This is a genomic window from Neisseria sp. 27098_8_112 (assembly GCF_041433235.1).
Classification (GTDB): domain Bacteria; phylum Pseudomonadota; class Gammaproteobacteria; order Burkholderiales; family Neisseriaceae; genus Neisseria.
This window is the reverse complement of sequence record NZ_JAPWBB010000014.1, coordinates 1-25,612: the sequence shown is the minus strand read 5'-3', so window position 1 is coordinate 25,612 and position 25,612 is coordinate 1. Positions and strand designations below refer to the sequence as shown.

General features: G+C 49.5%; 23 protein-coding genes. 7 read left to right on the top strand and 16 right to left on the bottom strand.

All coding sequences use genetic code 11. From position 1 onward, the window contains the following. Positions 1–101: 101 nt before the first annotated feature. The 8 genes from O3682_RS09335 to O3682_RS09300 form a co-directional block, all read right to left on the bottom strand. Positions 102–1,247, bottom strand: a complete 1,146-nt coding sequence (locus O3682_RS09335; RefSeq protein ID WP_371509771.1) for a hypothetical protein — start codon at positions 1,245–1,247, stop codon at positions 102–104. An 8-nt stretch (positions 1,248–1,255) separates the two neighbouring features. Next, positions 1,256–2,416, bottom strand: coding sequence for a GmrSD restriction endonuclease domain-containing protein (locus tag O3682_RS09330; RefSeq protein ID WP_371509769.1), 1,161 nt, complete (start codon positions 2,414–2,416; stop codon positions 1,256–1,258). A gap of 135 nt (positions 2,417–2,551) precedes the next feature. After that, entirely contained in the window at positions 2,552–5,449 is a 2,898-nt protein-coding gene (locus O3682_RS09325) for a DUF3418 domain-containing protein (protein WP_371509768.1), read from the bottom strand. A 58-nt stretch (positions 5,450–5,507) separates the two neighbouring features. Continuing rightward, on the bottom strand, positions 5,508–6,653 hold the full coding sequence (locus tag O3682_RS09320) for a DUF3800 domain-containing protein (RefSeq protein ID WP_371509766.1): 1,146 nt from the start codon (positions 6,651–6,653) through the stop codon (positions 5,508–5,510). A gap of 124 nt (positions 6,654–6,777) precedes the next feature. After that, positions 6,778–8,190: an ATP-dependent RNA helicase HrpA gene (hrpA, locus tag O3682_RS09315; protein ID WP_371509764.1), complete on the bottom strand. Its 1,413-nt coding sequence runs from the start codon at positions 8,188–8,190 to the stop codon at positions 6,778–6,780. Between the two features lie 108 nt (positions 8,191–8,298). Then, on the bottom strand, positions 8,299–8,685 hold the full coding sequence (gene rsfS, locus O3682_RS09310) for a ribosome silencing factor (RefSeq protein WP_002246503.1): 387 nt from the start codon (positions 8,683–8,685) through the stop codon (positions 8,299–8,301). A 58-nt stretch (positions 8,686–8,743) separates the two neighbouring features. After that, a complete protein-coding gene (nadD, locus tag O3682_RS09305) occupies positions 8,744–9,349 on the bottom strand; it encodes a nicotinate-nucleotide adenylyltransferase (protein ID WP_293195451.1) in 606 nt (201 codons plus the stop codon). A gap of 18 nt (positions 9,350–9,367) precedes the next feature. Next, positions 9,368–9,952, bottom strand: a complete 585-nt coding sequence (locus tag O3682_RS09300; protein ID WP_049322449.1) for a beta-class carbonic anhydrase — start codon at positions 9,950–9,952, stop codon at positions 9,368–9,370. A 120-nt stretch (positions 9,953–10,072) separates the two neighbouring features. Between O3682_RS09300 and O3682_RS09295 the strand changes: the two genes are divergently transcribed. Both O3682_RS09295 and O3682_RS09290 read left to right on the top strand, forming a co-directional pair. Continuing rightward, positions 10,073–10,963 (top strand): NUDIX hydrolase, encoded by an 891-nt coding sequence (locus O3682_RS09295; protein WP_371509761.1) that lies wholly within the window; start codon positions 10,073–10,075, stop codon positions 10,961–10,963. 15 nt (positions 10,964–10,978) lie between these two features. Beyond that, a complete protein-coding gene (locus tag O3682_RS09290) occupies positions 10,979–11,920 on the top strand; it encodes an ABC transporter ATP-binding protein (RefSeq protein WP_371509760.1) in 942 nt (313 codons plus the stop codon). A gap of 76 nt (positions 11,921–11,996) precedes the next feature. On the opposite strand, the gene O3682_RS09285 is transcribed toward O3682_RS09290, so the two are convergent. The 7 genes from O3682_RS09285 to O3682_RS09255 form a co-directional block, all read right to left on the bottom strand. After that, positions 11,997–12,569, bottom strand: coding sequence for a hypothetical protein (locus O3682_RS09285; protein WP_371509759.1), 573 nt, complete (start codon positions 12,567–12,569; stop codon positions 11,997–11,999). 99 nt (positions 12,570–12,668) lie between these two features. Beyond that, positions 12,669–12,896: an enterochelin ABC transporter gene (locus O3682_RS09280; protein ID WP_371509812.1), complete on the bottom strand. Its 228-nt coding sequence runs from the start codon at positions 12,894–12,896 to the stop codon at positions 12,669–12,671. Positions 12,897–12,962: 66 nt separating this feature from the next. Then, positions 12,963–15,794 carry a valine--tRNA ligase gene (locus tag O3682_RS09275; RefSeq protein ID WP_371509758.1) on the bottom strand — a complete coding sequence of 944 codons (2,832 nt, stop codon included), beginning with the start codon at positions 15,792–15,794 and terminating at the stop codon, positions 12,963–12,965. Between the two features lie 96 nt (positions 15,795–15,890). Further along, on the bottom strand, positions 15,891–16,700 hold the full coding sequence (gene zupT, locus O3682_RS09270; protein ID WP_371509757.1) for a zinc transporter ZupT: 810 nt from the start codon (positions 16,698–16,700) through the stop codon (positions 15,891–15,893). 180 nt (positions 16,701–16,880) lie between these two features. Next, complete coding sequence (locus O3682_RS09265; protein ID WP_371509755.1) at positions 16,881–18,272, bottom strand: D-amino acid dehydrogenase; 1,392 nt, start codon at positions 18,270–18,272, stop codon at positions 16,881–16,883. After that, positions 18,220–19,611 carry an alanine/glycine:cation symporter family protein gene (locus O3682_RS09260; RefSeq protein ID WP_371509753.1) on the bottom strand — a complete coding sequence of 464 codons (1,392 nt, stop codon included), beginning with the start codon at positions 19,609–19,611 and terminating at the stop codon, positions 18,220–18,222. Before O3682_RS09260 ends, O3682_RS09265 begins: the two co-directional genes overlap by 53 nt. Positions 19,612–19,977: 366 nt before the next feature. Then, the gene (locus O3682_RS09255; protein WP_371509752.1) at positions 19,978–20,835 is read right to left on the bottom strand and encodes an ATP-grasp domain-containing protein; all 858 of its coding nucleotides are present in this window, start codon (positions 20,833–20,835) and stop codon (positions 19,978–19,980) included. 125 nt (positions 20,836–20,960) lie between these two features. Here O3682_RS09255 and O3682_RS09250 point away from each other — a divergent pair, with 125 nt between their 5' ends. The 5 genes from O3682_RS09250 (at position 20,961) to O3682_RS09230 (ending at position 25,096) form a co-directional block, all read left to right on the top strand. Then, entirely contained in the window at positions 20,961–22,196 is a 1,236-nt protein-coding gene (locus O3682_RS09250; protein WP_371509751.1) for an FAD-binding domain-containing protein, read from the top strand. A gap of 147 nt (positions 22,197–22,343) precedes the next feature. Further along, positions 22,344–23,063, top strand: a complete 720-nt coding sequence (gene minC, locus O3682_RS09245) for a septum site-determining protein MinC (RefSeq protein ID WP_371509750.1) — start codon at positions 22,344–22,346, stop codon at positions 23,061–23,063. 26 nt (positions 23,064–23,089) lie between these two features. Further along, positions 23,090–23,905, top strand: coding sequence for a septum site-determining protein MinD (minD, locus tag O3682_RS09240; protein ID WP_371509748.1), 816 nt, complete (start codon positions 23,090–23,092; stop codon positions 23,903–23,905). 3 nt (positions 23,906–23,908) lie between these two features. Beyond that, the gene (minE, locus tag O3682_RS09235; protein WP_003680625.1) at positions 23,909–24,172 is read left to right on the top strand and encodes a cell division topological specificity factor MinE; all 264 of its coding nucleotides are present in this window, start codon (positions 23,909–23,911) and stop codon (positions 24,170–24,172) included. A 3-nt stretch (positions 24,173–24,175) separates the two neighbouring features. Further along, positions 24,176–25,096, top strand: coding sequence for a hydrogen peroxide-inducible genes activator (locus tag O3682_RS09230; RefSeq protein WP_063076225.1), 921 nt, complete (start codon positions 24,176–24,178; stop codon positions 25,094–25,096). 186 nt (positions 25,097–25,282) lie between these two features. Here the strand turns inward: O3682_RS09230 and O3682_RS09225 are convergent. Further along, positions 25,283–25,612 (bottom strand): transposase (locus O3682_RS09225; RefSeq protein WP_371509746.1); only part of this gene is annotated, 330 nt, incomplete at its 5' end.

The following is a 25,612-nucleotide window of genomic DNA, read 5'->3' as shown; positions in this document are numbered from 1 at the left end:
GACCGCGTGCGTACCGCACACACCCTACGCATAAATTTCAAACTCTTTATGATTCATAGGTAGGGTGTGTGCCTGAAGGCACGCACGCGGTTTGATGTAGGCTACAGCTTGCTGCTGGTAGTTTGTTTATAAGAAAATAGTATTTTAGGTATGATTTTTAATAGTTCATTAACTACATTATCAAGTTTTGAATTGTTTGACTCATGGTGCAAGCGAAAATTATGAAATAAAGTATTTCTTATTTTATATATATAATTATGGAACATACCTATATTTTCATCGCAAGATGATATTAAACCAATTGCATGCAAATAGTTCTTGCAAGCATTTTGTAAGTCTTCAATATTTTCATTTTTAAATGTCCCATTTTTTACTGCATATGTATCAACTAATTTTCCTAGTCTATTTTCTTCTGAGGTATAATTCCTTAGTATCTCTTTAATTTTATCAACGTCTGTTTGATTTTCTAATGATTCTAATAATTCATTTTTTGTATTTTGAAATATTTCTTGTATCAATATTTCAATTATTTGATAAAGTAAAAAGAATTTAAAGGCACTATTGGATTGTAAGTGATAAATTTTTAATATATTAAAAATTTGATTTTTTACACTTTCCAGATCAGGAGATATATTTAATAGATTTAACTTTTTGGGAAGATTATCGTTTTCTTCGTTTTCTTCGTTTTCTTCGTTTTCTTCGTTTTCTTCCCTCAGGAGAAATCCGTATCTAATTATTGATGAAAAAATCTCTGAAATATCAAAGTCTTTTTTTTCTATGACCAAAAATGCTATGTTTCCTCCTAATAAGTCGCTTAAGTATATTTTTTCTTGACTTATATCTATAGTATTGGGAAAAATAAAATTATTGTTTGTGTTGAATAAAATTTGTAGAGCAGCATTAGAAAACTTCCAAAAATAAGTATTTTCAGCAAAATCATGTTCTTGTGACTCTATTGCCATTGTTGGAATAATAAAGCCAATTCTCTTTTCTTTTTCTTCTGGAGTCTTTTTTAAATAAATATTAGTAATTTGGTTTTCTTTCAAATTATCTCTTTTTAAAACAAATAGAGTATATTTATTATGAAAATCATTACAATAGTGATCAAAAAAGATTTCCGGTATATCTTGTAATAATATTTCCTTATTTTCATAATTATGTACATCAAGCTTAATATAGGCTTTCTTGTCTTCCTGATGTAATTTTAGAGAAACTGGTATCTCTATGTCGTTAGTTTGTATCTTCATGACGTACCTTAGAAATTCTCTTGTTCATATTTTTTATATGCTGCATCACAAGTATCAGTCAAATTGAGATAGGAATCTGTTCCCTTATTAAATAATATTCTAAAATAAATCATGAAAAATTCACGCTGAGATGTGCCAATTTTTTTACTCTTCTTCTTTATTTCAGCTAAATATTTGTTTATTTTTTCAAGGAATTCATTAGCATCAGTTATCACTAAGTTATCAATTAAACTAACACTAGCGTCAATATTTTCAATTACCTCAAAGTCAATTAGTTTTCCTAATGCAGCCCCAAATCCAGACATCACCTGAGGTTTTCTGAAAATTCTAGATGCTGTTTTATCAAAGACATCATTTTTCTCAATATATTCATCCGGTAACGTAACATCATCAGGGCTAAGGTTCAATATTTTCTCTAACAGCTTATGATAAGCTTGTATGTATGACTCGAATAAGTCAATATTCTGATTTTCCTTAGATAGTTTCTCTAAGCTTTTGATATTGTCAAGGATATCGGATCTCACCATTGGTGAAGGTTCTCTATCTAAGTAAGCATTAAACCCGTCAATAATTTCATGAAAATTATACTCTCCAAACTTTCTGGCAGTTTTACTGTCTGTTTCTCTAATTAAAGATACATGTGGAATTTTTTGTTGCTCCAAATAATCCATATAAAGCATTTCGATTTGCTGACGTAACGTCATGGGTGTTTGCCCAGTATTTAATGTCAACATTCTATACAAAATACTTAATCGATTAATGCCTACGTATAGTTCTAATCTAATTTTGTGATTTTTGACTTTGTCTAATGCTATTGAATCCTCAGATAATTCATTTAATAGATCTTTAATTGTTAGCGTTCTTTGTAGTCCATCTAATATTAATAAGTCTTTTTTATTTTCACGAACATAAGAGGAGATATTTTCCATATTTAAATCAGTCTTGGCAGTATTAGATAATGCAATAACTAAAGGAGGAATAATGCAGCCAAGCTTTAAATCTTCCTTCAATAAAGCATATACCGTTTTAGATGAACGAACCCGCTTACGTTGAAAATCATTTTTATCAATTACATCGTTAACAAGATTTAGGTATTCACCTATTGATATTTCAAGTAAGAAATTCCAAGCATCAATACGGCCATCTTTAATTTGAGAGATTGCTTTCATATTTAATCCATTCCTTTATATAATTTAATAATTAAATTTTTATAAAAAATTATAGATTATTAATTTAAATTTAAAATAATACTAATACTAACCTGCTATATGGGTAATAAAATTCATCTCGCTGAATACCAACATTTATATCCTCTCCCACTCCTTCATCAACCTCTTCACCGACACCGGATACGGCGTCTTCAACTCCTGCGCGAACAGTGACACTCTTAATTCTTCAATCATCCATTTAAATGCGGCAAGGTCGTCTGAAACAGGTTGGTTTTGTTTCAAAAATGATTGTACCTTATCCTGCCACATTTGTTCCAATTCCTGTATGTCAGCTTCGCGGGCAGCATCTCGTGATGGGTTGCTGCTGTATTTTTCGAGGCGCAGGGCCATGGCTTTGAGGTAGATGGGGAGGCGCGGCCATTGTGCCCACGGGGTGTGGGTGGCAAAGCCGGCGGCGAGCAGGGTTTGCAGGCGTTGTCGCAGGAGGTGGGTGAGCGGGTGTTTGCCGAGTTTGCTGTTGAGTTCGGCGTAGGCGGCTGCAGTTTCCTGCAGGTAGCGGCTGAGGGCTTCTTTGACGGCGGGCAGGCGGCTGCGGGCGCGTTTGATTTGCTCTTTGAAGGCTTTTTCGCTGCGCGGCAGCTCGTCTTCGCCGATAAAGGCGCGGTCGCAGACGGCTTGGGTGAGGTCGTCGCGCAAGGTGTCGGCGTTGATGTGTTTGAGCAGCATGGCGGCTTGGGTAAAGCCTTGAATGCCTTTGTTCAAATCTTTTACCTGCTCTTTTAATTGCAGCTTCATCAATTCGATCACGCCTTGACGGTGTGCCTGTTCGGCGGCTTCTGTGGTGTCAAACAGGCGCAGGGCGATGCGGCCGTCTTTTTCTTTTTGCAGGCCGAGATAGCCGGTGAGCTGTTGCTTGCCGCGTGCGAATTTGATGGATTCGGGCAGGGTGCCGATGTCCCATGCGGTAACGTTGTCGCGCTCAAATTCTTGGGTGTTGTCGCGGAAGGTAACGGCGGCGGCTTGGCCGAGTTGTTGTTGCAATTCGTGCAGTTTGCGGCCGCCGGCAAGCTCTTGTCCGCCGTCGTCGATAATGCGCAGATTCAGATAGCAGTGTTCGGGCAATTCTTGCGCCGCCCATGCGTCTTGGTCGATTTGCTCGAGAATCCGCATATCGCCGGCGCTTTTGGCGATAAAGTGTGCCAACTGGGGAATGATGGCGGCTTGGCGGTCGGGATTGCTTTCGAGGAATTTGGTGATGAAATCGGGTACGGGCACGCAAATGCGGCGGATTTGCTTCGGCAGTGCTTTAATCAGCAACTGGATTTTTTCGCGCAACATCCCGGGCACCAGCCATTCGAGCGACGGCGCGTGCAGGCGGTTTAGGATGGTCAGCGGCACGGTCATGGTCACGCCGTCGAGCGGATGGTGCGGCTCGAAGCGGTAGCTGAGTTTGAATTTGCCGTCTGCGGTTTGCCAGAATTTGGGGAACTGCTCTTCGGTAATGTGCGCGGCGGCGTGTTGCATCAAATCGTCGCGGCTGAGGAACAGCAGGCGCGGATTGTCGCGCTCGGCGGTTTTGAGCCAGGCTTCAAAGGTGCGGATATCGGCAAGGGGCAATGGTTTCAGACGGCCTTTTTGAGATGCAGGCTGCTTTTTAGGTTTGGGGTCGTCTGAAACATTTTGTCGGGTATGTGAACTCGGTTCACGCTCGCGGTTGTCCGCATCTTTGGAATCCGCGTGCGCGGCTTGCGCCACACGCCCTGCATTGCGCTGGTTTGCTTGTCCGTTTTGTCCGGCTGTCTTGTCCGACTGGGTTTGTCCGCCCTCTTCGCTTCCCCAAACGCCGCCTTTCGCGTCTTTCCACACCAGCTCGGGCAGCCGTTCGTTATAAAACGCAAACAGGGCTTCGTCGTCGACCAATACGTCTTGCTTACGCGATTTGTGTTCGAGTTCGGTAATTTCTTTAATCAGCTTTTTATTGTGGGCAAAAAAGGCCATCTGAAGATTGCTTTCCTGCGCCACCAATGCGCCGCGGATAAAGATTTCGCGCGCTTCTTCGGGCGCAACTTTGCCGTAAGACACGGGGCGGCGCGGCAATACGGTCAGGCCGTAAAGCGTAACACGTTCGCTGGCGACGACTTCGCCGCGTTTTTGCTCCCAATGCGGCTCGAAATAATGATAGCGGACGAGGTGCGGCGCTTCCTGCTCGATCCATTCGGGCTGGATAACGGCGACGTCGCGCGCGTAAAGGCGCGTGGTTTCAACCAATTCTGCCGCCATCACCCATTTAGGTTTGGCTTTGAACAGGGCTGAGGCGGGGAAAAGGTGGAAGCGGCTGCCGCGCGCGCCGGTGTAGTCGTTGCCGTCGGGCGATTTCATGCCGACGTTGGCGATGAGGCCGGTGAGCAGGGCGCGGTGGATTTGTTCGTAGCCGGCTTCTTTGGCGGCGCGGATTTGGGCGCGGTGTTGTTTCTTGTCCAGTTGTTTTTGTTTGAGTTTGGCCGCCAAATCTTGGTCGCCTTGGCTTTCAGACGGCCTTAATTGCTCTTGGGAAGGAGGTTGTCGAAACGCGGCTTCTTTGGTGGTCAAACCCATTTCAATCGCGGTTTGGGCAAGCTGGTGGTGTAGCTCGCGCCACTCGCGCATACGCAGGTGCGACAGGAAATATTGACGACACCATTGCACCAGCTGCTTGTTGGATAAACCTTTGTCACGCTCACGCTGGAAGCTGTCCCAAATATTCAGATAGGCAAGAAAGTCGGATTGCTTGTCGGTAAAACGCTCGTGCGCCTTGGCGGCAGCATCGCGCGCTTCCAACGGCCGTTCGCGCGGGTCTTGGATCGACAGCGCGGACGCAATCACCAATATTTCCGCCATGCAGTCGTGTTTCTTCGCCGCCAGCAAAATGCGCGCAATTTTCGGGTCGATAGGCAGGCGCGCCATTTGTTCGCCGAGTTTGGTCAGGCGGTAGCGGGGTTTGGGGCTGCCTGAAAGGTTTTCAGACGGCGTGTTGGGGGGGGGGGTGTTTTGCATGGTGTAGGGAAATTAAATAGTTCAGTATGCACAAGGATAGAATCTGTTCATACGCTAATTATTTTGGAAAATGTTTATTATCTGTTTTGCACAAATCTCTTAGTACATTAAATTTGAAAAAATCAAATATTGACCAAGTGAAAATTACCATCTTGTCATCTTTTTGTACGGATTTTTCATAAATTGCAAAGAATTTTTGCAAACATTTTTTCTGTTGCTCATTAAAATTCTGATAATTTGTTTCAATATCGCAATAATCAATACTTGATACATAATTAAGCAAGCATCTCAAAAAGCCAACTACAATATCTGCCAATTGAATCAGTTTGTTATTATCAGATTTAACAAATTCATAGTTTAAATATTTGTTTGGATATTCTTTCAACCGCTCCATGACCTGTTTTTCTTCATCAAAATAATGATATGACTTTGGTAGTTGTTCAATAGGAAATAGATAAAAATGGTCAAATTTATCAATTAGTTCATGATATAATTCACCATCTAAAAAACAAAATGCATCGTTCTTTACATCGACTTTCTCAAACTCATTAAATATATCCCAAGTAATCTTTAATAATAAGGGGTTTATGGGGCTATTTTGATATTTTTCACTTTTAGCAAATTTACATAAATATCTTTTTAGTAAGTATATAAAATCATCTTTATTATTGATTACATCAGGGTAACCAATTTTAAATAATTCCTGAAAAAATTCTGATTTATAAGTACGAGCAATTTCTGTTAATAATGCTTTAACTTCATCAAAAATATGGACGTCCAACCAAAAATACTTTTCACAAACTCTAGCCGCCGTTATACTTTCTATAATATCTATTAAAGACCAGTGAACAACATCTATTACTTGGAAATGAATAAAAATATCATCTATACTTAATAAATCAAGTAGATTGTTCAATTTTTTAGATGTAAGCATAGCAGGAAAATCTCCTGTTGCTATATGTCTAAATTTTACTTCTTTCTGTGTATTCTGTATGCCCCAGTTTTTATATAAATTATTTACAGAATTATTAAAATCTTTGTTGTTGGATAATAATTTTTGAGTAGCAATTCCACCCAAAATAAATGGTGTTGCTTCACTGTTTATGTAATTTGGTTTATTACTAGTTAAATAAAATTTCCTGATATTATTGGTTTCATCATAATAAAAATCTAATTCTAAATTTGATGGTTTGTTAGATAGCATAATTATTCCTTTTATGTACTTATACAATTTGCTCTTTATATAGTTATATCCTAGATAATGCAAAATATTTCATTTGGATAAATCCGCTTATTTTTCATGCGTTATTGACATCAGGGTTTTCAGGCTACCTGAAAAGTTTTGACCCCATCTCCTCCACCGCCCCCAATTCCAACAACACCTGAAATCCATCATTGATATACCGCGAATCGGGCATTTCTAAAAACGGGAATGCCGCCACGTCGCCAAGTTTCAACGCTGCCATGCGCAGAATGACGGCGGCGAGGTTGCTGCGGACGATTTCCGGGTCGGTGAATTCGGGGCGGCTGTTGAAATCTTCTTCTGAAAACAGTCGGATACATACGCCTGCGGAGACGCGGCCGCAGCGGCCGGAGCGTTGGCGGGCGGCGGCTTGGGAGATTTTCTCTACATGAAGCTGTTCCACTTTTGCCCGTGCGGAATAGCGTTTGACGCGCGCGAGGCCGGTGTCGATGACGTATTTGATGCCCGGTACGGTGAGTGAAGTTTCGGCAACGTTGGTTGCCAGCACGATGCGGCGTTTTGCGCCTGAAAGGTGGAAGATTTTGTGCTGTTCGGCGTGCGACAGGCGTGCGAACAGGGGCAGGATTTCGTCGTTGCGGCGCAGCGTGGATTTGCGCAGGGCTTCTGCCGCTTCGCGGATTTCGCGCTCGCCCGGCAGGAATACCAAAATATCGCCTTCGCCATATCGCGCCAATTCGTCCGCTGCATCGACAATCGCATCGGTCAGCTCGACTTCTGCGTCGTCTTCGTCTTTGCTGGTCAGCGGTCGGTAGAGGATTTCGACGGGATAGGTACGCCCGCTTACTTCTAAAACGGGGGCGCCATTGAAGTGTTGGGAGAAGCGTTCTGCGTCTATCGTTGCCGAGGTGATGATGACTTTCAAATCGGGGCGGCGCGGCAGGAGCTGTTTCAAATAGCCCAAGAGGAAGTCGATGTTCAGGCTGCGTTCGTGCGCTTCGTCGATGATAATCGTATCGTAGGTGGCGAGATAACGGTCGGTCTGGGTTTCCGCCAGCAGGATGCCGTCGGTCATCAGCTTGACGCAGGCATCGCGCGAAGTATGGTCGGTAAAGCGCACTTTATAGCCGACCGCGCTGCCGATTTCGGATTTCAGCTCTTCGGCAATCCGCTCCGCCACGGAGCGCGCGGCCAAACGGCGTGGCTGGGTATGCCCGATCAATCCTGCCGCCCCGCGCCCGAGTTCCAAACAAATCTTGGGCAGCTGCGTGGTTTTGCCCGAACCGGTTTCGCCGCAAATAATCGTTACCTGATTCTCGGCAATGGCTTTTTTGATTTCGTCGAGTTTTTCGTGAACGGGCAGGGTGTTGTCGAATTCGGGCCTGGGCAGTTTGGACAGGCGTTGCAGATAGAGATCGTACGATTTTTTGTATTTTTCCTCAACCTTGGCCAAGCCGCCGTATTTTTTGGGGTTTTTAAAGGCAGATCGCAGAAAATGGCGGTCTTTGGAGAGGGTTTGGGCGAAATCGGGATGCGGCATGATGGTGCAATGAATTAAATAATGTGAAAAGAATGGAATTATAGCAAAAGGCCGTCTGAAACTTGCTTGCTTTCAAGTTTCAGACGGCCTTTGTATGGATAAACCGTTTTAGTCGGCGGCGTGCCAAGGTTTTTGCATACCGGCGTGGAAACTCGGTTTTTCTCCGCCCCACAAGGTGTCGATGTCGTAGAAGTCGCGCACGGCAGGGAGCATGACGTGGACAACGAGGTCGCCTGCGTCGACGAGCGTCCATTCGCCGCTGTCGCCTTCGGTGCTGAGGATTTCAAAACCGGCTTCTTTCAAATCGACGGCAACGTTGTTCGCCAGTGCTTTGACTTGGCGTGTGCTGTCGCCGCTGGCAATAATCATGCGGGCGAACAGGGAGGTTTTGTCTTGGGTTTCCAAAACAGAGATGTCTTTGGCTTTAATGTCTTCGAGGGCGTTTACGGCCACTTCGACCATTTTTTGCAGGTCTTGCAATTCTTGTTCGTTCATTATTTTCCTAGTTGAAATGTTTTCAGACGGCATTATAGCTTATCTGCCTGAATAAACGCTATTTTTCATAGAGTTTGTGTTGACGGATGTATTGGGCGACCGGTTGCGGCAGGCCGTCTGAATGGTGCGTTTTGGCGAGATCGGCACGGATTTGGGTGGAGCTGGTGTTGTGCAGCGGCGCGTTGAGGATGCGGACGCTGCCGTTTTGCAGGGCTTCGCCGAGCCATGCGTGCAATTCGCGCGGGGTTTTGTTGAGGTTGTCGCCCTGTCGCATGGCGATGGCGATATGGGTCTGGCGCACGAGGGTTTGCCATTTTTTCCATGTGTGCAACTGCATCAGGCTGTCGCTGCCCATCAGCCACCACAGTTGCGCGCGGGGAAACTGCTGGCGGAAGATTTGGACGGTGTCAAACGTATAAGTCGCGCCGTCGCGAACGATGTCACAGTCGCTGGCGGCGAATTTCGGCTCGTCGGCGATGGCGAGTTCGACCATATTGAGGCGCTCTTGTGCCGGCGTGCGCGTACTGTCTTTGTGGTACGGGTCGCCTGCAGGCAAGAAGACGACGAGATCCAAACCAATTTCGTCGGCGAAAGCGCGGGCGATGTGGAGGTGGCCGTTGTGGATGGGGTCAAACGTGCCGCCGAATAATCCGATGTTTTTCATTTCGTGGTGGTGTCTGCGTTAGATGTTTTGGCCGTCTGAAGCAGGCAGGCTGCCGTCAACAATCAGGTTGAGCTTGCCTGTGGTCGGGTGGATGACCAGGCCGTGGATGGCGATGTTGTCGGGCATCAGCGGATGTTTGCGAATCAGTTCGACGGTATGGCGCACGCTGTCTTCGACGTTGTCAAAACCGGTCAGCCAGCCGTCCAAATCAATACCGGCATTGCGCAGGGTTTCGATGCGGTCGTCGGGGATATTGCTGTCGTGTACGCGTTGGAGGAACTCTTCGGCGTGTAGTCCGCGCATACCGCAGTCATGGTGGGCAATGACCATGATTTCTTTGACTTTGAGTTCAAATACGGCCACCAACAAACTGCGCATCACCGAACCCCAAGGGTGGGTCACCAGCGCGCCGGCGTTTTTGATGAGCTTGGCATCGCCGTTTTTCAAGCCCAAGGCATTGGGCAGCAGCTCGATAATGCGTGCGTCCATGCAGGAAAGGATGGCCAGCTCGCGGCCGGGGTATTTGTTGGTGAAATATTTTTCGTATTCGCCCGTTTCGACGAAATGTTGGTTATAGGCGAGGATTTCGCTCAATTCGCTCATGATGTGCTCGTTTCGGATGGTTTACTCTATTATAGCGGTTTTCGGGTAGTGCGGTTGTTTTGCAAATTCGCCGTAAACGGCTAAAATCGACGTATCTTTAGTTCTTTTGGAGGATGCGCCATGTCTCAGTCTTTCCGTTTTGAACAGGTATTCACACCCGATGTCCACGACGAATTGTGGGATTGGGCGCAAACAAGCTATGGCGCATCCGACGATTGGTGTATTCTGTATCTCAACGGTCTGCCTTTAGGCCGTCTGAACCCGTTATGGCGCGAACGCCTCGGGCAAGATTGGACAGGCAGGCAGTCGACCCTTTCAGACGGCCTGAACTTGAAAACCGACAGCTGGGCAGAAATGGGCGACAGTTTGCAAACACTGGCGCGACAATGGCGCGAGTGCGGTTGGCTCAAGGGTTGGCGCGGTGAAAAGTTCGACATTTGCGACCAGTCGGGCCGGCCTTTATGCGCACTCGAACGCGCCGCCTTCCGTCCGTTCGGCCTGATGAGTCAGGCAGTGCATTTGAACGGATTGGTCGAAACAGAAGACGGTTTGCGCTTTTGGATAGGCCGCCGCAGTCCGCACAAAGCCGTCGATCCGAACAAACTCGACAATCTGACCGGAGGCGGTATCAGCAGCGGCGAGAGGCCGTCTGAAGCCGTCTGCCGCGAGGGCGAAGAAGAAGCTGGTATTCCCGCTTCTCTGACACCCCATATCCGACCGACTGCCCAAATATATAGTTTGCGCCCCGTTAATCGCGGTGTCCACAACGAAATCCTGTATATCTTCGACATCGTACTGCCCGAAGGCTTCCAACCCACCAACCAAGACGGCGAAGTCGCCGGTTTTGAACTGATGGACATCCCCACCCTGCTCGATGCCATGTTGGGCAGACACATGATGGACGATGCCCAGCTGGTCACGATCGAAGCCTGCCGGCGATACGGCCTGATCGACCCCAAACATCCGCTGTCCGCATGGCTCGACAGCATCCGTTGCCGACCCCATTTTTAAAGGCCGTCTGAAACCATGTTGCAACTCAAAAACATCAACAAACGCTTCGGCAGCAAAACCGTTGCCCAAGACATCAACCTAAACGTCGAAGCAGGCGAAATCCTCGCCGTACTCGGCCGCTCCGGCTGCGGCAAATCCACCCTGCTCAAAACCATCGTCGGCCTGGTGCGTCCCGACAGCGGCGAAGTCTGGCTCAACGGCGACAACATCACTGACATGCCGTCTGAAAAGCGCAATATCTCGCTGATGTTTCAAGACTACGCCCTTTTGCCGCATTTAACCGCCCTCGACAACGTCGGCTTCGGCCTCAAAATGCGCCGCCTGCCCAAAGCCGAAATCGAAGAACAATCCATGCAAGCCTTGCGCGACATCGGTTTGGAACACGAAGCGCAACGCAAACCCGAAAGCCTCTCCGGCGGCGAACAGCAACGCCTCGCCCTCGCACGCGCCCTCATCACGCGCCCGTCACTGTTGCTCTTGGACGAAGCCTTCTCCAGCCTCGACACCCACCTGCGCCACCACCTGCGCACCCTGACCGCCGAACGCATCCGCAGTCAAAACATCCCCGCCATCCTCGTGACCCACTCCGCCGAGGAAGCCTGCACCATGGCCGACACCATCGCCATCATGCACGAAGGCCGCATCCTCCAACACGGCACGCCGGAAACCCTTATCCGCCGCCCCTTCAACGCCCAAGCCGCCCTGCTGCTCGGTTTGGCCAACACCGACGACACACGCTACATCCCCCAACACGCCATCCGATTCAACCCGAACGGCACAGCCGTCCGCATCAGCGAAGCCGTCCCCCTCGCCGAAGGCACACGCCTCACCCTCGCCCATCCGCAATACGGCGATTTGATTTGGTATCCCCACGCCGACCACGATACGGACAAACCGCAAACCGGACAGGAAATCCGCATCAGCGTGGATGAAAGTCAGATCGTTTGGTTTGATTGAATTTGATGGATTGAGAAAAAGAAAAAGGCCGTCTGAAATTTAAGTTTCAGACGGCCTTTGTTATTATCAAGAACAATTAAGAGACCTCGTGTATAGTCACACAAGGGATGCCTGCAAATTCAGCAATTTTCTTGCACAAGCTGCTAGATGACACTTTGCAAACATCCGGGAAAACAACAGCAAAATCGGAATAAGCCATATCGGCATCAGTGGTATTCGACGGTAAAAAGCAATAATACAAATCTTCAGTTCCACAAACAGAACAAGTGAGATGGCCACCTTCGTCATCAAAATCAAACGAAGGCAATAGCTCTTCTATATTCATCTCTTCACCTCGAGCATAATGTTGACTGCAATGCGGACAAACAAGCTCGCCTTCTCCAAAGTTTTCCAAAGCAGTGAACAGCGTCGGTTCATCTTCAATCTGGAAGTAGACACCATGGGAATATTGGGCATTTTTTTCACCTAAAAATTCAATAATTCCTTTATTGGTAAACGTATAACCTAGTTCTCCATAATAAAAAACTTCTTGCAACTCAGGATAAATCCAACCTTGCTCCAGCATATAATTTCGGATCTGTTCTGCAAGCTTCTTTTTTTTCTCCCCTACGGGAGATACAGGAACTATATAGTAGCGATGTTCAGACATTTTTTTCCTTTCTTACAAAGAGGCCGTCTGAAAAGTTGCAACGACATTGAAGCTGCATTTTCAGACGGCCTTTGCGAGTATTTCACTGCAGGCGGATGTTCAAGAAATATAAATCACGAGACCGGCAATCAGCACCAGCTGGACACCCAGCTTCATCAGTGCAGTACGACTGACAAAATAGATAAACCAAGTGCCAGTCAGAATCAATAGTAGAATAATCAGCCATGACCGCCATTTGTTGAGGTGGACGGCTTCGGTAAAGCAGGTATAAATATGAAGTACGACGATGGCGACGATGAACAATATAGGTACGATGAAGTCCATTATTTGATTTCCTTTTGATGAAGCCGTCTGAAATTTAAGTTTCAGACGGCCTTGTCTATTCAATCAAAATCAGTCTTTCAACTTCGCCAACTGAGTTTGCACTTTCGCCATTTTGTCTTCCAATTCCGCCAAATCGGCTTTGTCTTTTTCCACCAAATGCGCCGGGGCTTTTTCGGTGTAGCCGGGTTTGGAGAGTTTGGCATTGAGTTTGTCCAAGACTTTTTGCAGTTTCTCGGCTTCTTTGCTCAAACGGGCGGTTTCGGCGGCTTTGTCGATTTCGACTTTCAACATCAGGCGCGCGCCGTTGCAGACGGCGACAGGTGCGTCTTCCGCTTCAGGCAGGCTGTCCACCAGCTTGGCTTCGGTCAGTCGGGTCAGCGACGGCAGGTATTTGAGCAGGCCTTCGAGTTCTGCGCTGCCTTCGACGAAGAGCGGTGCTTTGACGTTTGGCGCGATACCCATTTCGCCGCGCAGTTTGCGCACTTCTTCCACTAAGTCTTTCAATGCGGCCATTTTGTCGAAGGCCGTCTGAACGATTTGTTCTTTATCGACTTGCGGATAGGCGGCCAACATGATGCTGTCGGCGGTTTTGGCATTCGCCAGAGGCGCAACAACCTGCCACAGCTCTTCGGTAATGAACGGCATGATTGGGTGCAGCAGGCGCAGGATGGTTTCGAGTACGCGCACGAGAGTGCGACGTGTGGTGCGCTGGGTTGTCGGGCAGCCGGTTTGGATTTGCACTTTTGCCAGCTCGATGTACCAGTCGCAATATTCGTTCCATACAAATTCGTACAGCGTTTGCGCGGCAAGGTCGAAGCGGTAGGTTTCAAAGGCTTCGGCAACGGCGGCTTCGGCCTGTTGCAGTTTGCCGATAATCCATTGGTCGGCGAAGGTAAACGCCAACGGCTGCATTTCGTCTTGACCGCAGTCTTTGTCTTCGGTGTTCATCAACACGAAGTTGGTTGCGTTCCACAATTTATTACAGAAGTTGCGGTAGCCTTCGGCGCGTTTGAAGTCGAAGTTGACGCTGCGGCCGAGGCTGGCGTAGCTCGCCATGGTGAAGCGCAATGCGTCCGCGCCCATGCTCGGAATGCCTTCGGGGAAGAGTTTTTTGGTTGCTTCTTCCACTTTCGGCGCGGTTTCAGGTTTGCGCAGGCCGGTCGTGCGTTTTACCAGCAGTTTTTCCAAGTCGATACCGTCGATCAAATCCACAGGGTCGATGACGTTGCCTTCGGATTTGGACATTTTTTTGCCTTCGTGGTCGCGCACGATGCCGTGGATGTACACGTCTTTAAACGGTACTTTGCCGGTGAAGTGGGTGGTCATCATAATCATGCGCGCCACCCAGAAGAAGATGATTTCGTAGCCGGTGACCAAGACATTAGACGGCAGGAAGGCTTTGAGTTCGTCGGTTTCAGACGGCCAGCCGAGTGTGGAGAACGGCACGAGCGCGGAGGAGAACCATGTGTCCAATACGTCTTCTTCGCGGGTCAAACCGGTTTTGCCGGCTTGTTTTTCGGCTTCTTCCTGATTGCGGGCGACATACACATTGCCTTCGTTGTCGTACCACGCAGGGATTTGATGCCCCCACCACAGTTGGCGCGAGATACACCAGTCTTGGATGTTGTTCATCCATTGGTTGTAGGTGTTGACCCAGTTTTCAGGGATAAAGCGTACTGCGCCGCTGTCGACAGCTTTTTTGGCTTTGTCGGCGAGGCTCAAGCCTTTGAACTCGCTGTCAGGCTCGCCGCCGTTTGGCGTGGCGGACATGGCGACAAACCATTGGCTGGTCAGCATCGGTTCAATCACTGAGCCGGTGCGGTCGCCTTTCGGCGTCATCAGCGTGTGCGGTTTGATTTCGACCAAGAAACCTTGTTCCTGCAAATCGGCAACCATTTGTTTGCGCGCGGCAAAGCGGTCTAAACCTGCGTATTTTTCAGGCAGGGCAAAGCCTTGTTGCGCTTCGCCTTTGAAGTTGAACACTTCGGCGTTTGCCAGCACTTTGGCTTCCAAGTCGAACACATTAATCAGGCGCGTGTCGTGGCGTTTGCCGACTTCGTAGTCGTTGAAGTCGTGCGCAGGCGTGATTTTCACGCAGCCGGTACCGAAGTCTTTTTCAACGTATTCGTCGGCAATCACGGGGATAGTGCGGCCGGTCAGCGGCAGGATTAATTCTTTGCCGATTAAGTGGGTGTACCGTTCGTCTTCGGGATTGACGGCAACGGCCACGTCGCCCAGCAGCGTTTCGGGGCGGGTGGTCGCCACGATAACGGCTTCGGCAGGATTGTCCGCCAGCGGATAGCGGATGTGCCACATAGAGCCTTGTTCTTCCACGCTTTCCACTTCCAAATCAGATACTGCCGTACCCAATACCGGATCCCAGTTTACCAAGCGTTTGCCGCGGTAAATCAAGCCTTGCTCAAACAGGCGCACAAACACTTCGGTCACGGTTTCGGCACGCACGTCGTCCATCGTGAAATACTCGCGCGTCCAGTCGGCAGAGCAGCCCACGCGGCGCATTTGTTGGGTAATCGTACCGCCGGAAACTTCTTTCCATTCCCACACTTTTTCCAAGAATTTTTCGCGGCCCAAGTCATGACGGGACACGTTTTGTGCGGCAAGCTGACGCTCGACCACGATTTGCGTGGCGATACCCGCGTGGTCGGTGCCGGGAATCCAGGCGGTATTGCAGCCTTTCATGCGGTAGTAGCGGGTCAGGCCGTCCATGATGGTTTGGTTGAAGGCATGGCCCATGTGCAGCGTGCCGGTTACATTGGGCGGCGGCAGTTGGATGGAGAAAGACGGTTTCGTCAAATCCATATCAGGTTGGAAATAGCCCTGCTCTTCCCAGTTTTGATAATGTTTGGATTCGATTTCGGCTGGATTGTATTTGTCTAACATGATGGAACTTTGTGAAATTAAGGTTATTTTTGATGTGCGGATTATAACGCAAAAAGGCCGTCTGAATCATTTCAGACGGCCTTTGGCATACGGGTTTTAAAAACGGAACAATACCAGGCTGACGGCAATTACCGCCATTCCTGTTGTCAGGCCGTAAACGGTTTCATGGCCGTCTGAATAGCGCTTGGCGGCCGGCAGTAGCTCGTCCAATGCCAAAAACACCATCACGCCGGCTATCACGCCGAATACCGAACCAAACACGGCAGGCGACAAAAACGGCTGCAAAATCAAATAGCCCAAAGCCGCCCCCAAAGGCTCGGCCAAGCCGGATAGCAGGCACGCCCATACCGTTTTCTTACGGCTTCGAGTGGCAAAATAAACCGGCGCGGCAATGGAAATGCCCTCCGGAATATTATGGATGGCAATCGCCAAGGCCCAAGGCATCCCGACCGCCGGATTTTCCAAGGTGGCAAAAAACGTCGCCAAGCCTTCGGGGAAATTGTGCGCCGTAATCGCAAACGCCGCCATCATGCCGACTCGCGCAATATGGCGGCGTTTGCTTTCTTGAAACGACGGGTCTTGAGCGTCTAAAGTTTCATGCGGGTTCGGCACCAGGCGGTCAATCAGCGCAATGCCGCCCATACCGGCCAAAAATGCCATGGTCGCCGCCGCAAACGCGTGGTCTTTATCATAAATTTCAGTGAACGCCTCGCTGGACTTACTGAAAATCTCCGTCAGGGAAACATACACCATCGCACCGCCGGCAAATGCCAAACCAAACGACAACACACGCGGATTGGGCGTTTTGGAAAACATCACCAAGCCGCTGCCTAATACGGTAAACAAACCGGCAGCCAACGTGATGGAAAAGGCAACGGCCAAATTGGACATCGAAAAATCGGGCATAAGAAGACCTGCGCTAAAAGCTGGGACAGGTTCAGACTAACACTTTTTAATGCATATGATAATAGTTATTATTTATTTTATTGATTAGGTACACGGATTTTGAAACAAAAGGCCGTCTGAAAAATAATTTTCAGACGGCCCTTAAGTTTGAAATATCGCTAAACCTTATCGCTTTCCAGCTTAAGCCTGATAGCGCGACAGGCTCAAGTCGTCGCTGCGGATTTCGGTGTCTTTGCCGCTCACGATATCGGCGGTCAATTTTGCCGAGCCCAGCGACATGGTCCAGCCCAAAGTGCCGTGGCCGGTATTCAGGAATAAGTTTTCAAAGCGGGTGCGGCCGATTAACGGCGTGCTGTCGGGCGTTATCGGTCTGAGGCCGCTCCAGAACAATGCCTGGCTCAAATCGCCGCCTTCTGGGAACAAATCGTTGACGACCAAAGCCAAGGTTTCGCGGCGTTTTTCGGGCAGTTTGATTTCGTAGCCCGACAATTCCGCCATGCCGCCGACGCGGATTCTGTTGTCAAAGCGCGTGATGGCAACTTTGTAACTTTCATCTAAAACGGTGGAAACCGGCGCGCCGTCTGAATTTGTGACCGGCAGGGTCAAGGAATAGCCTTTGACGGGATAAATGGGCAGGTTGAGATCCAACTGCGCCAAAACCGTCCTGCTGAAGCAGCCGAGCGCGCAGACAACGGCATCTGCTTCAAACCGCCCTGTTTCGGTTTCAATGGCTTTGATGCGCAAACCATTGTGGTCGATGCGGCTGATAGTTTGGTTGAAATGGAACTGTATGCCCTTTTCCTGACACAATTTGTATAGGTTTTCAGTGAAGAGGTGGCAGTCGCCGGTCGCGTCTGCAGGCAGGTGCAGGCCGCCGGCAATTTTGGTGGTAACGCGTGCCAGCGCAGGCTCAAATTCTGCGCATTCTTCGGGCTTCAGACGGCGGTACGGTACGCCGTAGCGTTCCAAAACGGCAATGTCTTGTTCTGCCGCTTCGACTTCTTTAGCCTGACGGAAAATCTGCAACGTCCCTTTTTTGCGCCCTTCAAAATTCATGCCGGTTTGCGCTTCAAAACGGCAGAACATTTCACGGCTGTATTCGGAAATCCTGACCATGCGCTCTTTATTGATTTGATAGCGCGCTGCCGTGCAGTTTTGCAGCATCTGCCACAGCCATTCGATTTGATACAGGCTGCCGTCAGGACGAAACAGTAAAGGCGGATGGCTTTTAAACAGCCATTTAAGTGCTTTGGTCGGGATACCGGGTGCAGCCCATGGCGTGGTATAGCCGTAGGAAAGCTGGCCCGCGTTGGCAAAACTGGTTTCCATTGCCACGCCCTCGGCGCGGTCGATGACCGTTACTTCATGTCCTGCTTCTGCCAGATACCACGCGGAAGATACGCCGGCAACACCAGCACCTAAAACAAGCACTTTCATTTTTCTCCTCCTCTGACTTTTTTCAAAACAAACTGATATCCATCGGGCCGTCTGAATGTTCAGGTTCAGACGGCCTTGGATATTAATGCGGCAATTCGCCGTTTTTGATTTTTTGTTTGAAGTCGCGCGTTTCATTGACGATGACTTTCGCCATCAACAAAAGCGCAATCAGGTTGGGCAATGCCATCAAGCCGTTGAATGTGTCCGAAGCCAGCCACACCAAATCAAGGCTCAACACGGTACCCAGCATGACGGAAGAGACGTAACCCACGCGGTACAAACCGGCAAACTTCTCACCGAAGACATAAACCGCGCATTTCTCGCCGTAATAACACCAGCCAAGAATGGTTGAGTAGGCAAAGAAAATCAGGCCGATGGTGACAATCCAGCCGCCGATACCGGGCAGCATTTTTTGGAAAGTGACGGTTGTCAGCGCCGCGCCGCTCAATTCAGGTTTCACAAACTCGCCACCTGCGCCGAGCAAACCCATGACCAACACGATACCGGTAATCGAGCAGACAACAATGGTGTCCAAAAAAGTACCGGTCATGGAAACCAAAGCCTGACGGACGGGGTGGTCGGTTTTCGCGGCGGCGGCGGCAATCGGCGCAGAACCCATACCCGCCTCGTTGGAGAACACGCCGCGCGCCACACCGTAGCGGATGACTGTACCGATGGCACCGCCGGCCACAGCTTGCGCGCTAAACGCATCGGAGAAAATCAGTTTGACGGCGGGCATCAATACATCGGAATTAATCACGATAATGGCAATACCGCCCACTACATAAAACACTGCCATGGCAGGCACGATAAAGGACGCGGCTTTGGCAATGCCCTTAATGCCGCCCAAAAGCACGATGGCCGTTAATACGGTCAATATCACGCCGGTGTAGGCAGGTTCGATGCCGAAGCTGGTTTGTACTGCCTGCGCAACCGAGTTGGACTGTACCGAGCTGCCGATACCGAAGGAAGCGAATGTGCCGAACAGGGCAAATGCGACGGCCATCCATTTCCAGTTTTTGCCCAAGCCTTTTTCGATGTAATACATCGGGCCGCCGGACATTTCGCCTTTGGAATTGGTGACGCGGTATTTCACCGCCAACACGCCCTCGCCGTATTTGGTGGCCATACCGAAAATGGCGGTCATCCACATCCAAAATACCGCGCCCGGGCCGCCGGTTACCACCGCAGTCGCCACACCGGCGATGTTACCCGTGCCGATGGTGGCGGACAGCGCAGTCATCAACGCCGCGAAATGGGAAATATCGCCTTCGTGATCTTCGCCGTTTTCATGCTTCTTTGACGGCACAAACGCCTGTTTCAGCGCATAACCCAACATGGTGAACTGCAAGCCTTTCAGCAAAACGGTCAGCAAAATGCCCGTACCGACCAGCAGCATCAACATAATAGGTCCCCAGACCCAGCCGCTGATGGTTTCGAAAAAGGCTTTGAGATTGTCTAAAAACAATTGCATGGCTTTCTCCTTTGTCTGTTTTATTTTTTATGCACTACTTTTTGTAGTGTCATGTAATTTCAGCACAGAATATTCAATAAGACAATATCTTTCTTTTTAAAAAGATTTTTGAGGTTTTACCCTAAAAAGATATCTATTTAGACCGGTCAGATTGTTTACAATCCGCTAAAAATAAAGGCTGCGGCCGAGATAAAATGCCAAATGAAAGTTAATCAACCATCAATTAAGACTGCAACAATTAAAATGACACAATCGACAAATGGCACATTATTGAAAAATACAAACACGCAAATCTTGTTTTAAAAAAGCTTCAGGCCGTCTGAAGGATGGTTTTCAGACGGCCTGAAGCTTTTTAATTATATTAATTCAGGTTGATGAATGTTGCCCAAGCAACTGCGCCAACACTCGGGCAAAGCGTTCCGTCGCGCCTTCGCTGGTGTGCAAATACAGGGCGGGCTCGATGAGTTCCAACTCATTGAGCAGGAATGTGTCGCCGACCAATGTACCATCCACTCGGGCGTAAACCGGCATTTGCGGCAAAGCGGCCAGTACATCTTGCGCGGCACTGATGGCAAACTCGGGCGGCTCAATACCGAATACCGACACGCCATAGGCCGAGTTGGCGCGCCATTCGCCTTGCTGCGGCTGACGGCGCACGGCATGGCTGAATGCGCCGTTGAAAAACACCAACGAGGTTTCGCCTGCCGTTTCGATTTCGCGGATATAAGGTTGAACAATCATGCCTTGCGAATAATCCGCCATATCCACGTCCAATGCATCCACACAAACTTTGACCACGCCTTTGCCGCTCTGCCCGAATGCCGGTTTAATGACCGCTTCCGTCCAACCTTGTTGGTTCAGGATGTCCGCCAATTCGGTTTTTTGCGGCGGTACGAACACGCTGGGAATCACTTGCGTGCCGCGCGCCGCCAAATCGCACAAATAAGTCTTTTCCATATTCCAAGCCATCAGCTCGGGCGGATTGATAAAACGCTGCCCCATCTGCCCGGCTTGCTCCAACCATTGGCGGAAGGCTTCGGGTTCGGCGGCATAATCCCATGCGCACAAAGGCAGTAAAAACGGCGCGGACGGATGGTTTTGCCACGCATCAAATACGGTTTTCACGCCCATGCTTTCCAAGCATGCCGCCAATGTTTTCAAGTTGTCCGATGGTTCGGGATAAGTTTGGCAGGTAATGAGTGCCAAAACGGTTTGCTCGGTCATGGTTGCATCTCGTTGCTAAAACCAAAATTATATAGCGAAATCAAACAAAAAGATTTTTCAGACGGCCTGATACATGAGGCTGATTCTGATAAAATGGTTTTCTCCTTTTCCGTCGGAACATGCTCATGAAATCTGCCTACGTCCTTGTCTGGTTCCGCCGCAACCTCCGCCTGCACGACAATGCTGCGCTTAATGCCGCCGTTGCAAGCGGTTTGCCCATCGCCTGCGTCTGGGTCAGCCAAAGGCCGTCTGAAAACCACAATCCGCGTCAAAGCCTGTTCCATTATCAAGCCGCGCAAGAGCTGCATACCCGTCTGGCGGCGCACCATATTCCTTTATATGTTGTCGCCTCCGATGAAGACCTCCTCCCCTTGGCTGCTGCGCTCAATGCCTATACCGTCATCACAGACGAAGCCTACACCGAAGCCGAAATCCGCCAAGACAATCACCTCTGGCATAATTTTGACCATGCAGGCATTGCCCTGCAACATGCCAACGACCGCGGCATTTTGGCCAAATCCCCCCTCATGGATGCCAACGGCCTGCCCTACACCGATTTTGCCGCCTATAAACAAGCATGGTTGCAGGCTTATTCAGGACAAAGGCCGTCTGAAACCGAATTGCCTGTTCAAACCGGACAAAACATTCCACTGTTTCCAGCCTATACCGGCACGGTATTGCCTGCCTATCAGCAGGGCGGCGAAACCGCAGCCTTAACGCAATGGCACGCGTTCAAACAGAATTTGGTTCACTACCCGATTACCAAAAATTTTCCGGCACGAAAAAACACCAGCCTCCTCAATGCCTACCTGTCCGCAGGCTGCATTTCACCGCGACTGCTGTCCACCGAAGGCTTGGCAAACCGACATTTCGAGTGGCTGGACAAACTCATTTTCCGCGACTACTGCTACCAGCTCGCCTACCACCGCCGCCTGCCCGAAACAACCGATGCCGCTCCGGTACGCGAATACTGGCAACTCGGCCAAACCGGCGTGCCCATCATCGACGCCTCCATCCGCGGCCTCAAAGCCACCGGCCACTTACACCCCGTTCTCCAGCAGCTGTGCGCCCACTATTTCTGCCATGCGCTCAACTTCGACCCCAACCAAGGCATCGCATGGACAGCTTCCGTCCAAACCGGCACCGACCCCGCGCTCAACCAAGCCAACTGGCACCTCACCGCACAAGACACGGCCACCGTCCGCTATGCCCATCGTTCACATCAAATCGATCCCGACGGCAGCTACATCCGCAGTTACCTCCCCGAATTGGCGCACCTGCCGTCCACCCTTATCCATACGCCGTGGGCCGCCGCCGATGACATCGACACACACGGCTACCCCTTTCCCAAGGCCGTCTGAAACCTGCGTTCACACCAAAAAACCACACTAGATACAGCTGAAAAACGTTCAAACAAAATATTTTGGTTTCAGACGGCCAAACAGATTGAATAGCCAAGATTTACACGGTAAACTTACGTCATTAAAAAATTTTATTATTTCATTACAATGAAACCCGCATTCGACATAAAAACGTCACGTTTGGACGTCTTATCCATCCATCTGCACACCGCAGATTTAACTGAATTGGAAGAATTCCTACGCCAACTGGCAGGCCAATCCCAAGACGAATTCGTTCCCTTCATTTTAGACGTACAAGATTTCGACCATCCCGAATCCATCGATTTGGGTGGCATGATTTCCCTGTTTGCCCGTTACGGCATGCAAATTTTAGGGCTGCACCACACCAGCGATACCTGGGCGGCAGCGGCAGCGCGTTATCACTTGGTCTTCAAACAAGGTAACTCCACCCAGGCAGCCAACACCCAGGCAGCACCTGCTCCGCGCCAAACACCGCAGCCGCAAGACGTACAAGCCACCGTTATCAACAATCCGACCGTATTGGTCAGCACGCCCGTGCGTACCGGCCAGCAGGTTTACGCTGAAAACGGCGACCTCATCGTTACCGGCATCGTCAGCCAAGGTGCGGAACTTATCGCTGACGGCAACATCCATATTTACGCCCCCATGCGCGGCAGAGCGTTAGCCGGCGCAAAAGGCAATACCAACGCGCGCATCTTTATTCATTCCATGCAGGCCGAATTAGTCTCTGTTGCCGGTATCTACCGTAACTTCGAGCAAGACCTGCCCGAGCATCTGCACAAAAAACCCGTACAAGTATCATTGCAAGACAACCGACTGGTTATCAGCGCAATCGACGCCGAATAAACATCAGTACTTAAAAAGGAAATATCGTGTCCAAAATTATCGTAGTAACTTCAGGTAAAGGCGGCGTAGGCAAGACCACTACCAGCGCCAGCATCGCAACCGGCCTGGCCCTGCGCGGCCACAAAACCGCCGTGATCGACTTCGACGTCGGTTTGCGCAACCTCGACCTGATTATGGGTTGCGAACGCCGCGTCGTGTATGACCTCATCAACGTCATCCAAGGCGAAGCCACACTCAACCAAGCCCTGATTAAAGACAAAAACTGCGAAAACCTCTACATCCTGCCCGCCTCACAAACCCGCGACAAAGACGCGTTGACCCGCGAAGGTGTGGACAACGTGATGAAAGAGCTGTCCAGCGAAAAAATGGGCTTCGAATTCATTATCTGCGATTCCCCTGCCGGCATCGAACAAGGTGCACTGATGGCACTCTACTTTGCCGACGAAGCCATCATTACCACCAATCCGGAAGTATCCAGCGTCCGCGACTCTGACCGCATCTTGGGCATTTTGCAAAGCAAATCTCGCAAAGCCGAACAAGGCGGCACTGTTAAAGAGCACCTGCTGATTACCCGCTACTCCCCTGAGCGCGTGGCTAAAGGCGAAATGCTGTCTGTACAAGACATCTGCGACATCTTGCGTATTCCGTTGATCGGTGTGATTCCTGAATCACAAAACGTTCTGCAAGCTTCCAACGCCGGCGAACCTGTCATTCACCAAGACAATGCTGCAGCAGCAGAAGCCTATAAAGACGTTATCGCCCGCCTCTTGGGTGAAAACCGCGAAATGCGTTTCCTCGAAGCTGAGAAGAAAAGCTTCTTAAAACGACTGTTCGGAGGTTAATACATGTCACTGCTCGATATGCTGTTCGGCAGAAAGCCGAAAACCGCCACCGTCGCGCGCGACCGCCTGCAAATCATCATCGCGCAAGAACGCGCACAAGAAGGCCAAGCTCCGGACTATCTGCCGACCCTGCGTAAAGAGTTGTTGGAAGTCCTGTCCAAATACGTCAACGTATCATTGGACGACATCCGCATCTCCCAAGAGAAACAAGACGGCTTGGACGTTCTTGAGCTGAACATCACCCTGCCGGAACAAAAAAAGGCTTAACACATGACCTTGACCGAATTGCGTTACATCGTAGCCGTCGCACAAGAACGTCACTTCGGACGTGCCGCACGACGCTGCTTTGTCAGCCAGCCCACCCTCTCCATCGCCATCAAAAAGCTGGAGGAAGAGCTGTCGGTATCCCTGTTCGACCGTAGCAGCAACGACATCATCACGACCGAAGCGGGCGAGCGCATTGTCGCCCAAGCCCGCCGGGTTCTGGAAGAAGCAGAACTCATCAAACACCTTGCCAATGAAGAGCAAAACGAATTGGAAGGCGCATTCAAACTCGGCCTGATTTTCACCGTTGCCCCCTACCTTCTGCCCAAGCTCATTACCGCGCTGCGTGAAACCGCACCGAAAATGCCGCTGATGCTGGAAGAGAACTATACCCACATCCTGACCGAGTCGCTCAAACGTGGCGATGTCGATGCAATCGTCGTTGCCGAACCATTCCAAGAGCCGGGTATCGTGACCGAGCCTCTGTATGACGAACCTTTCTTCGTCATTGTTCCCAAAGGCCATCACTTTGAAGAACTTGATGCCGTTACACCTCAGCTTTTGAGCGAAGAACAAGTGTTGCTGCTGTCCGAAGGCAACTGTATGCGCGACCAAGTGTTGGCAAGCTGTTCCGAATTGGCTTCCAAGCAAAAAATCCAGGGCTTGACCAATACCCTGCAAGGCAGCTCCATCAACACCATCCGCCACATGGTTGCCAGCGGTTTGGCCATCAGCGTCATGCCGGCTACAGCCTTGACCGAAAACGACCACATGCTTTTCAGCATTATCCCTTTTGAAGGCAATGCGCCGCAGCGCCGTGTCGTTTTGGCCTATCGCCGCAACTTTGTCCGCCCAAAAGCACTGACTGCTTTGCGTACTGCTATTTTGCAATCGCAACTGACCGGTGTAACGTTCGTCAACGAATAAACCGCAAAACAAAAGGCCGTCTGAATGTTCAGACGGCCTGAGATCTTTGCAAAAAAGCCTTTCCTTCCAATAGCCGAAATCCAAACACAGGTTTACGGCTGTTTTTATTTCAAATATCCACTGATTCTACCCAAATACCCCCTTAATCCTCTCCGGATACCCCATAATCAGGTATCCGGCCGCCTTTTAGGCAGCAATAGGCGCACTTAGCCTGTTGGCGGCTTTCAAAAGGTTCAAACACATCGCCTTCAGATGGCTTTGTACACTCACTTTGCTCAGTCCGAAGTAGGCTGCCCGGGCGTAGCGGAATTTACGGTGCAACGTACCAAAGCTCTGTTCGACCACATAACGGGTCTTTGACAAATATCGGTTGCGTTTGGTTTGCGCTTCCGACAGCGGATGTTTGCGGTGAGCTTTGCGCATAATGCTGTCCTGCCGCCGACGCTCTTCCAGATGTTGCCGGTTTTCCTCACTGTCATAGCCTTTGTCGGCATAAACGGTCGTACCTTTGGGCAA